This window comes from Neobacillus fumarioli NBRC 102428 (assembly GCF_001591485.1).
Classification (GTDB): domain Bacteria; phylum Bacillota; class Bacilli; order Bacillales; family Cytobacillaceae; genus Neobacillus; species Neobacillus fumarioli.
In genome coordinates, this window is sequence record NZ_BCUZ01000123.1 from 1 (window position 1) to 7,755 (window position 7,755).

8 protein-coding genes are annotated in these 7,755 nt (G+C 42.2%); 7 read left to right on the forward strand and 1 reads right to left on the reverse strand.

Annotated features, from left to right (window positions below; all coding sequences use genetic code 11):
* Positions 1-12 precede the first annotated feature (12 nt).
* A complete protein-coding gene (locus BFU02S_RS16485) occupies positions 13-147 on the reverse strand; it encodes a YuzL family protein (protein ID WP_084361123.1) in 135 nt (44 codons plus the stop codon).
* Positions 148-347: 200 nt separating this feature from the next.
* On the opposite strand from BFU02S_RS16485, the gene BFU02S_RS13405 reads away from it, so the two are divergent.
* The 7 genes from BFU02S_RS13405 to BFU02S_RS13435 all read left to right on the forward strand — a co-directional run bounded on the left by BFU02S_RS13405 (position 348) and on the right by BFU02S_RS13435 (position 7,587).
* Entirely contained in the window at positions 348-2,735 is a 2,388-nt protein-coding gene (locus tag BFU02S_RS13405) for a 3-hydroxyacyl-CoA dehydrogenase/enoyl-CoA hydratase family protein (protein WP_066371573.1), read from the forward strand.
* Positions 2,736-2,812: 77 nt separating this feature from the next.
* Positions 2,813-3,988: an acetyl-CoA C-acetyltransferase gene (locus tag BFU02S_RS13410; RefSeq protein ID WP_066371578.1), complete on the forward strand. Its 1,176-nt coding sequence runs from the start codon at positions 2,813-2,815 to the stop codon at positions 3,986-3,988.
* Between the two features lie 52 nt (positions 3,989-4,040).
* Positions 4,041-5,822 (forward strand): acyl-CoA dehydrogenase FadE, encoded by a 1,782-nt coding sequence (locus tag BFU02S_RS13415; protein ID WP_066371580.1) that lies wholly within the window; start codon positions 4,041-4,043, stop codon positions 5,820-5,822.
* A 153-nt stretch (positions 5,823-5,975) separates the two neighbouring features.
* Positions 5,976-6,341 (forward strand): arsenate reductase family protein, encoded by a 366-nt coding sequence (locus BFU02S_RS13420; protein WP_066371582.1) that lies wholly within the window; start codon positions 5,976-5,978, stop codon positions 6,339-6,341.
* 44 nt (positions 6,342-6,385) lie between these two features.
* A complete protein-coding gene (gcvH, locus tag BFU02S_RS13425; RefSeq protein ID WP_066371584.1) occupies positions 6,386-6,772 on the forward strand; it encodes a glycine cleavage system protein GcvH in 387 nt (128 codons plus the stop codon).
* Positions 6,773-6,915: 143 nt separating this feature from the next.
* Positions 6,916-7,272, forward strand: a complete 357-nt coding sequence (locus BFU02S_RS13430) for a toprim domain-containing protein (RefSeq protein ID WP_066371586.1) — start codon at positions 6,916-6,918, stop codon at positions 7,270-7,272.
* Positions 7,273-7,278: 6 nt separating this feature from the next.
* Positions 7,279-7,587 carry a thioredoxin family protein gene (locus BFU02S_RS13435; RefSeq protein ID WP_066371587.1) on the forward strand — a complete coding sequence of 103 codons (309 nt, stop codon included), beginning with the start codon at positions 7,279-7,281 and terminating at the stop codon, positions 7,585-7,587.
* The last annotated feature ends 168 nt before the right edge of the window (positions 7,588-7,755 follow it).

Genomic DNA, 7,755 nt, shown 5'->3' on the forward strand with positions numbered 1-7,755 from the left:
CCCCCTTATTTGTCATCCTCTTTTAAATTGATTGTTTTGGCTGTTTTGTTTATCGACTTTTGCTCTTTCTTCCCCAGGCCCTGCGTTGCCTTTTACACTGCCTGAACTTACACCCGCTTTGGATGGGTTCTTTTGTACTTTAGCCATAATGATCACCTCAAGAGTAGATTCCCCGTTAAATCTAAAGTTTATCTATGGCAAAAGAAGAATCATTTTTCTGAAAAAAATATAATTTTTCCGCGTTTACTGATTGCGGAAATTTTTAAAATATTTTATAGTAATAACAAAGCTTATTTTTTAATTAAAAAATGAATGAGTATTCATTCAAGGAGCTGAAGGGGGAGACAATGTTGAACCGATTGATCAAAAAAGCAGCTGTACTGGGTTCCGGTGTGATGGGATCAGGAATTGCTGCCCATTTAGCAAACATAGGAATTCCAACACTACTCTTGGATATTGTCCCGCGTGAATTGACAAAAGAAGAAGAAGCAAAAGGTCTTACATTACAGGACAAACAGGTACGTAACCGTATCAGTACACAATCGATTCAAAAATTATTAAAGCAGAAGCCTGCACCGCTTACCTCCAAGAAGAATATTGCCTTGATTGAAGCAGGTAATTTTGAAGACGATTTAGTGAAACTAAAAGATGTTGACTGGGTGATTGAAGTGGTGGTTGAAAACCTGAAAATAAAGAAACAGGTATTTGAACAAGTCGACCAATTCCGCAAGCCCGGCAGTATCATCAGTTCGAACACATCCGGTATCTCTGTGGAAGCCATGGTGGAAGGACGTTCGGAAGATTTCAAAAAACATTTCCTTGGCACTCACTTTTTTAACCCGCCTCGCTACTTGAAATTATTAGAGATTATTCCGACCCAATACACGGACCCGGAAGTCCTTTCTTTCATGAAAACGTTTGGTGAAGATGTATTAGGCAAAGGTGTCGTTGTTGCGAAAGATACGCCCAATTTTATTGCGAACCGCATTGGAACATATGGCCTCTTAATAACAGTTCAGGAAATGCTAAAAGGCGGCTACAGTATCGGTGAAGTGGATTCCATTACCGGCACCTTGATCGGTCGTGCGAAAAGCGCCACCTTCCGCACCCTCGATGTCGTCGGTTTGGATACGTTCTACCATGTAGCAGGCAACGTTTATGAAAAAGTTGAAGGAAAGGAAAAAGAAGCGTTTGAAGTTCCTGCATTTCTAAAGACAATGGTCGAGAGAGGCTGGCTAGGCAGCAAATCCGGCCAAGGATTTTACTTGAAAAAGGGAAAAGAAATATTGGAAATTGATCCAAATACATTAGAATATGGCCCAAGTAAAAAGCTGTCTGCTCCCTCTATTGAGCTTGCCAAACAAGAAAAGGGCACCGGCAATAAATTGAAAGCGCTTCTTTATGCAAATGACCGTGCCGGGGAGTTTTTATGGAGAACGTTTGCAAAGTCTGCTGTCTATTCTGCCGAGCTTCTGGGGGAAATAGCTGATACAATCGTCGCAATCGACCGTGCGATGAAATGGGGTTTCGGCTGGGAAATGGGGCCGTTTGAAAGCTGGGATGCCATCGGTGTAGATAAATCAGTGCAAAAGATGAAGGAAGACGGTTTGGAAGTCCCTGCTTGGGTAACGGAAATGCTTGATAAAGGCTTTACTTCTTTCTACAAAGAAGAAAATGGCGAACGATATTACTATGATCAAGGCGAATATAAATTAGTGGAAGTCAATCCTAAAGTCATTGACCTAAAAAAAATTAAGAAACAAAAAGGTGTCATTAAAAAGAACAGTGGCGCAAGCTTGATTGATATCGGCGATGGCGTGGCATTGCTTGAATTCCACTCCCCAAACAATGCGCTGGGTATGGATACGATCCAAATGATTCATTTCGCCATTGACGAAGTGGAGAAAAACTATAAGGGTCTTGTCATCGGCAACCAAGGAAAGAACTTTTGTGTCGGCGCAAACTTGGCCATGATGCTGATGGAAGCACAGGATGATAATTATGATGAGCTTGATTTGGTGATTCGCCAGCTTCATAAAGCGTTGCTTCGTGTAAAATACAGCTCAAAACCGGTTGTCGCCGCTCCTTTTAACATGACGCTCGGCGGCGGAGCAGAAGTTTGTCTGCCGGCTGCCCATATCCAAGCATCATCTGAAACCTATATGGGGCTTGTCGAAGTTGGCGTCGGGCTGCTTCCTGGCGGGGGCGGAAACAAAGAGCTTTATATAAAACACTTGGACAACATGCCAAATGGTGTTCAGTTTGACTTGCAGGCAGTTGCGAATAAAGTTTTTGAAACAATTGCTACTGCGAAAGTATCAACATCCGCTGAAGAAGCGCGTGAAAATAATTTCTTAGATTTGGCGGATGGCATCAGCTTTAACAGTGATCACTTGCTATATGATGCAAAACAGGCAGTCCTTGCACTGCACGAACAAGGATATAAGCCAAAAGTGCGCCGTAAGGTTCCTGTTACAGGTGAAACAGGTTACGCTACCCTATTACTAGGAGCAGAAGGCATGCGCTTATCCGGCTATCTTTCTGAGCATGACATGAAGATTGCCAAAAAGATTGCCTATGTCATCGCCGGTGGTAAAGTTCCATTTGGAACAGAAGTTGATGAACAATATTTATTAGATTTGGAAAGAGAAGCATTCTTAAGCCTAATCAGAGAGCCAAAAACTCAACAGCGCATGCAACATATGCTTTTAAAAGGCAAGCCATTAAGAAATTAGAATATAAGAGAAAAAGAGTCCTGGGATAAACAATAGATTCGAAATTTACTAAATTACCAGAAAGAGAGGGATCGACGTTGAGAGAAGCGGTAATTGTTGCCGGAGCCAGAACCCCGGTCGGGAAAGCAAAGAAAGGCACGCTTGCCAATGTTCGCCCGGATGATTTAGGAGCATTGGTAGTCAAGGAAACGCTTAAACGTGCCGGAAATTATGAAGGAAATATTGATGATTTAGTGATTGGCTGTGCAACACCGGAAGCAGAACAAGGCATGAACGTAGCGAGAAATATCGGAGCACTGGCTGGACTGCCGCATTCAGTCCCGGCCATCACCGTCAATCGTTTCTGTTCTTCCGGCTTGCAGGCAATTGCTTACACTGCACAATCTATCATGCTTGGCCACACTGACACTGCGATTGCCGGAGGTGTGGAATCGATGAGCATGCTGCCAATGGCAGGGCATGTAATTCGGCCAAATGTTAAGCTGGTTGAATCAGCTCCGCAATATTATATGGGAATGGGTCATACAGCTGAAGAAGTAGCAAAGAAATATGGCATCACCCGCGAGGAGCAGGATGCTTTTGCTGTAAGAAGCCATCAGCGCGCCTTCAAAGCGATTCAAGAAGGAAAATTTACCGATGAAATCATCCCGGTTGATGTAACATTCCGTACAGTTGGCTCTGACAACAAGCTTGTTGAGAAAACGGTGAAATTTACAACAGATGAAGGTGTCCGCCCCGGTACCAACCTTGAAATATTAGCAAAGCTACGCCCGGCATTCTCGGTGTCAGGCACCGTCACAGCCGGAAATTCTTCGCAAACGAGTGATGGGGCTGCAGCTGTTATGATCATGGACCGTGAAAAAGCAGAGTCGCTTGGCCTTAAGCCCCTAGCAAAATTCCGCTCCTTTGCTGTAGGGGGTGTGCCGCCGGAAATTATGGGGGTCGGCCCAGTTGTAGCTGTTCCGAAAGCATTGAAGCTGGCCGGACTTGAGATATCCGATATCGACTTGTTTGAATTAAACGAAGCCTTTGCTTCACAATCGATTCAAGTGATCCGTGAACTGGGTCTTGACGAAGAGAAAGTAAACGTCAATGGCGGGGCAATTGCCCTCGGTCATCCGCTCGGCTGTACCGGTGCCAGATTAACATTGACACTTATACACGAATTAAAACGCAGAAACCAGCAATTTGGTGTCGTGACGATGTGTATTGGTGGCGGAATGGGCGCTGCCGGCGTGTTTGAACTGCTTTAGATCTGGGGGGACGATCTTCCCCTTTAAAAAAATTCATTAGGAGGAATTTTTTATGACTGAAACAAAAAAAGTTGTTAAAGGCGGTAGTTTTTTAATTGAAGATATTTCCTATGAACAGTTATTAACTCCAGAAGATTTTAATGAAGAACATTTAATGATTGCGAAGACGGCTGAAGATTTTGTAGAAAAGGAAGTTCAACCCGTACTTGATCGTCTTGAAAAACATGAATTCGATATCACGGTAAAACTTTTAAAGCAAGCTGGAGAACTGGGTCTTTTAGCTGCCGACGTACCGGAAGAATATGAAGGTTTGGGATTGGATAAAATTACTTCTTCCCTTATTACGGAAAAAATGTCCGGTGGTGGCGGATTCGCCATTTCTCACGGTGCACACGTTGGGATTGGTTCCCTACCAATCGTTTTATTCGGCAATGAGGAGCAAAAGAAAAAATATTTACCTGCTCTTGCATCCGGGGAAAAAATCGCTGCCTATGCCCTGACCGAACCAGGTTCCGGCTCTGATGCCCTTGGGGCCAGAACAACAGCCAAATTAAACGCCGAAGGCACTCACTATATTTTAAATGGGGAAAAACAATGGATCACAAACGCTGGTTTTGCGGATGTATTTGTTGTTTATGCCAAAATTGACGGCGAAAAATTCTCAGCTTTTATTGTTGAAAGAGACTTCCCTGGCGTTTCAACCGGTGCAGAAGAGAAGAAAATGGGGATTAAGAGTTCTTCTACCCGCACTCTCATCTTAGAGGATGTACCTGTTCCTGTTGAAAATTTGTTAGGCGAAATTGGTAAGGGTCATGTCATTGCCTTCAATATCTTAAATATCGGACGGTATAAACTTGCAATTGGCGCTGTCGGTGGTTCTAAGAAAGCATTAGAGATGACCATTAAATATGCCAACGGCCGCCAGCAGTTTAAAACACCAATCTCCCAATTTAATTTAACAAATGAAAAATTCGGTACATTGGCTTCGGAAATTTATGCGGCTGAAAGCTCTGTATGGCGTACCATTGGCTTGTATGAAGAAAACCAAGGCAAATTGTCCGATGAAGAAACGAAAAATATCAAAGTGCTCGCGAACTCCATTGCTGAATATGCCATTGAGTGTTCCTTAAATAAATTCTTTGCCAGCGAAGTTTTGGCCCATGTTGTCGACGAAGGTGTGCAAATTCACGGCGGTTACGGATTTATGCAAGAGTATCCAATTGAAAGAGCATATCGCGATGCACGGATTCAGCGGATCTTCGAAGGAACAAACGAAATTAACCGTCTGCTGGTGCCAGGCACCCTTGTGAAAAAAGCGCTTAAGGGCGAACTTCCATTGTTCCAAAAAGCGATGGCTCTTCAAGAAGAATTAATGATGTTAACACCGGAAGAACCAGGTGATGAAGTACTCGCACAAGAAAAACATCTTGTAAAAAATGCTAAGAAGATTGCTTTATTGGGACTTGGCTTGGCAGCGCAAAAATATGGCCAGAAACTTGAAGCGGAGCAAGAAATTCTCTCTAATATTGCAGATATCATTTCAGACGTATATGCAATGGAATCTGTTGTGCTCCGTACGGAAAAAGCCATTGAGAAAAGCGGTGCAGAAAAGAACAATCAAAAGCTTCTTTATACCCAGATCTTCTGCCAAGAAGCTTTTAACAGAATCGAAGCAAGTGCTAAAGAAACTCTTGTCGCAGTGGAACAAGGCGACATGCTACGTATGATGCTGACTTCGCTTCGCAAGTTTACCCGCCATACACCAATTAACGTGATTGCGAAAAAACGGGAAGCGGCAGATGTTTTAATTGCTGCAGAACATTATGTAGTCTAATAATGATGGGGGCCTTATCTAAGGCTCCTTTTTAAATTTTTAGGGGAAAAGAAGGATTTTTGCAAAAAACGTCGAATTTTTAGATTGGGAAATTTTTTGTTTTGCATTGATTATGGTAAGATGGGAATAGATTAAGTAAAAGGCGGTGAACAAATGCCTCTGACTTTTTACTGGTATCCAAAATGTGGAACCTGCCGAAATGCGAAGAAATGGCTGGATGCCCATGATATTCCGTATAAGGAAATACATATTGCCGACAATCCTCCGTCACGTGAGGAATTGGAAAAGTTCTATCATACAAGCGGTTTGGAGTTGAAGAAATTTTTTAATACAAGCGGTTTAAAATATCGTGAACTAGGAATGAAAGATAAACTAAAGACTGCTTCTGATGAAGAGCTATTGGATTTGCTTGCCTCTGAAGGCATGTTAATCAAACGACCGATTGTAACGGATGGAGAACATGTGACAGTCGGTTTTAAAGAAGAAGAGTTTGAAAAGATGTGGCTTGGAAATCGATGAAATTCGATGATAGATATTTAACTTATTATGGAGGGATTTAACCAATGAGTGTACCAAAAGAATTACGTTATTCTGAAGAGCATGAATGGGTAAAAACAGAAGAAGGCGGCAAGGTAAGAGTTGGGATTACTGACTTTGCCCAGCATGAATTGGGAGACATTGTTTTCGTTGAGCTTCCTGAAGTTGGCGCTGAGTTAACAGCTAATGAACCATTCGGCAGCGTTGAATCTGTCAAAACAGTTTCTGAACTATATGCACCTGTCAGCGGCAAGGTGGTTGAAGTAAATGAAGAATTAAACGACAACCCTGAATTTGTCAATGAATCACCATATGAAAAAGCATGGATGATTGTGATTGAACTATCAAACAGCGGCGAAGTCGATGAACTGCTGACTTCAGAGCAATATGAAGAAATGATCAAAGAAGACTAATGGTTTATGAAAGGCACCCTTATGCGGTGCTTTTTTCCATTTGGGAGAATAATTTTTTTGGCAATAATGATATAGTGATCATACACACAGAATGAAATATCTGGAATATGTTAGCATAAACAACTTTTTACAGGTGATGGGTAATGAATGATTTGTATGTTGACAAAGTTCTTATTGTCGAAGGAAAATCGGATAAAAACCGGGTTAAGAACATTGTAAAGGAACCCGTTGAAATCATTTGTACAAATGGAACCATTAGTTTGACAAAATTAGATGAACTAATTGATTTCCTTGAGGATAAAGAAGTTTACATACTTGTAGATGCCGATGAGGCCGGCGAAAAGCTTCGCAAACAGTTAAAAAGAGAGCTCCCGCAGGCAGAGCATCTGTATATTGATCGAATGTACCGCGAAGTCGCCACAGCACCCATGAATCACCTGGCGACGGTTCTATTAGGGGCCAATATTGATGTTCACACTGAATACTTAGAAATGGGATAAGGAATTATGAACGAGTGGAAACTTGAAGATTTTAACTCTTTCCTCGAACAGCAGCAAACAGGGCTGGTTTATTTTTATACCCCCATGTGCGGAACCTGCCAGCTGGCAGGTAAAATGCTTCAGGTTGTCGAGGAACTGATCAATCTCGATACAGGAAAAATGAATCTTAATTTTTATCCGAACCTCGCCGAACAGCTGAGGATCGAGAGTGTTCCTTGCCTTTTGCTGATTAGATTCGGCGAGATAAAAGACACCATTTACGCTTTTCATTCTGTACCATATTTATTGGAAAAAATTAAACAGGTTTTGGATTAGAGCAGATGCTAGTGTATCTGCTTTTAGGGTATCCTACAAGTGTATGGAAACTGACAGGGTTTTAGTACCCAATAGGCTATTGGCGCCTGAAACGTAGAAAAAACCGGAACAGCTTTGGTAGAATAAAAGCGGTCATAACGCCAGAAGGAGAAAAACCGAAGCAGCATC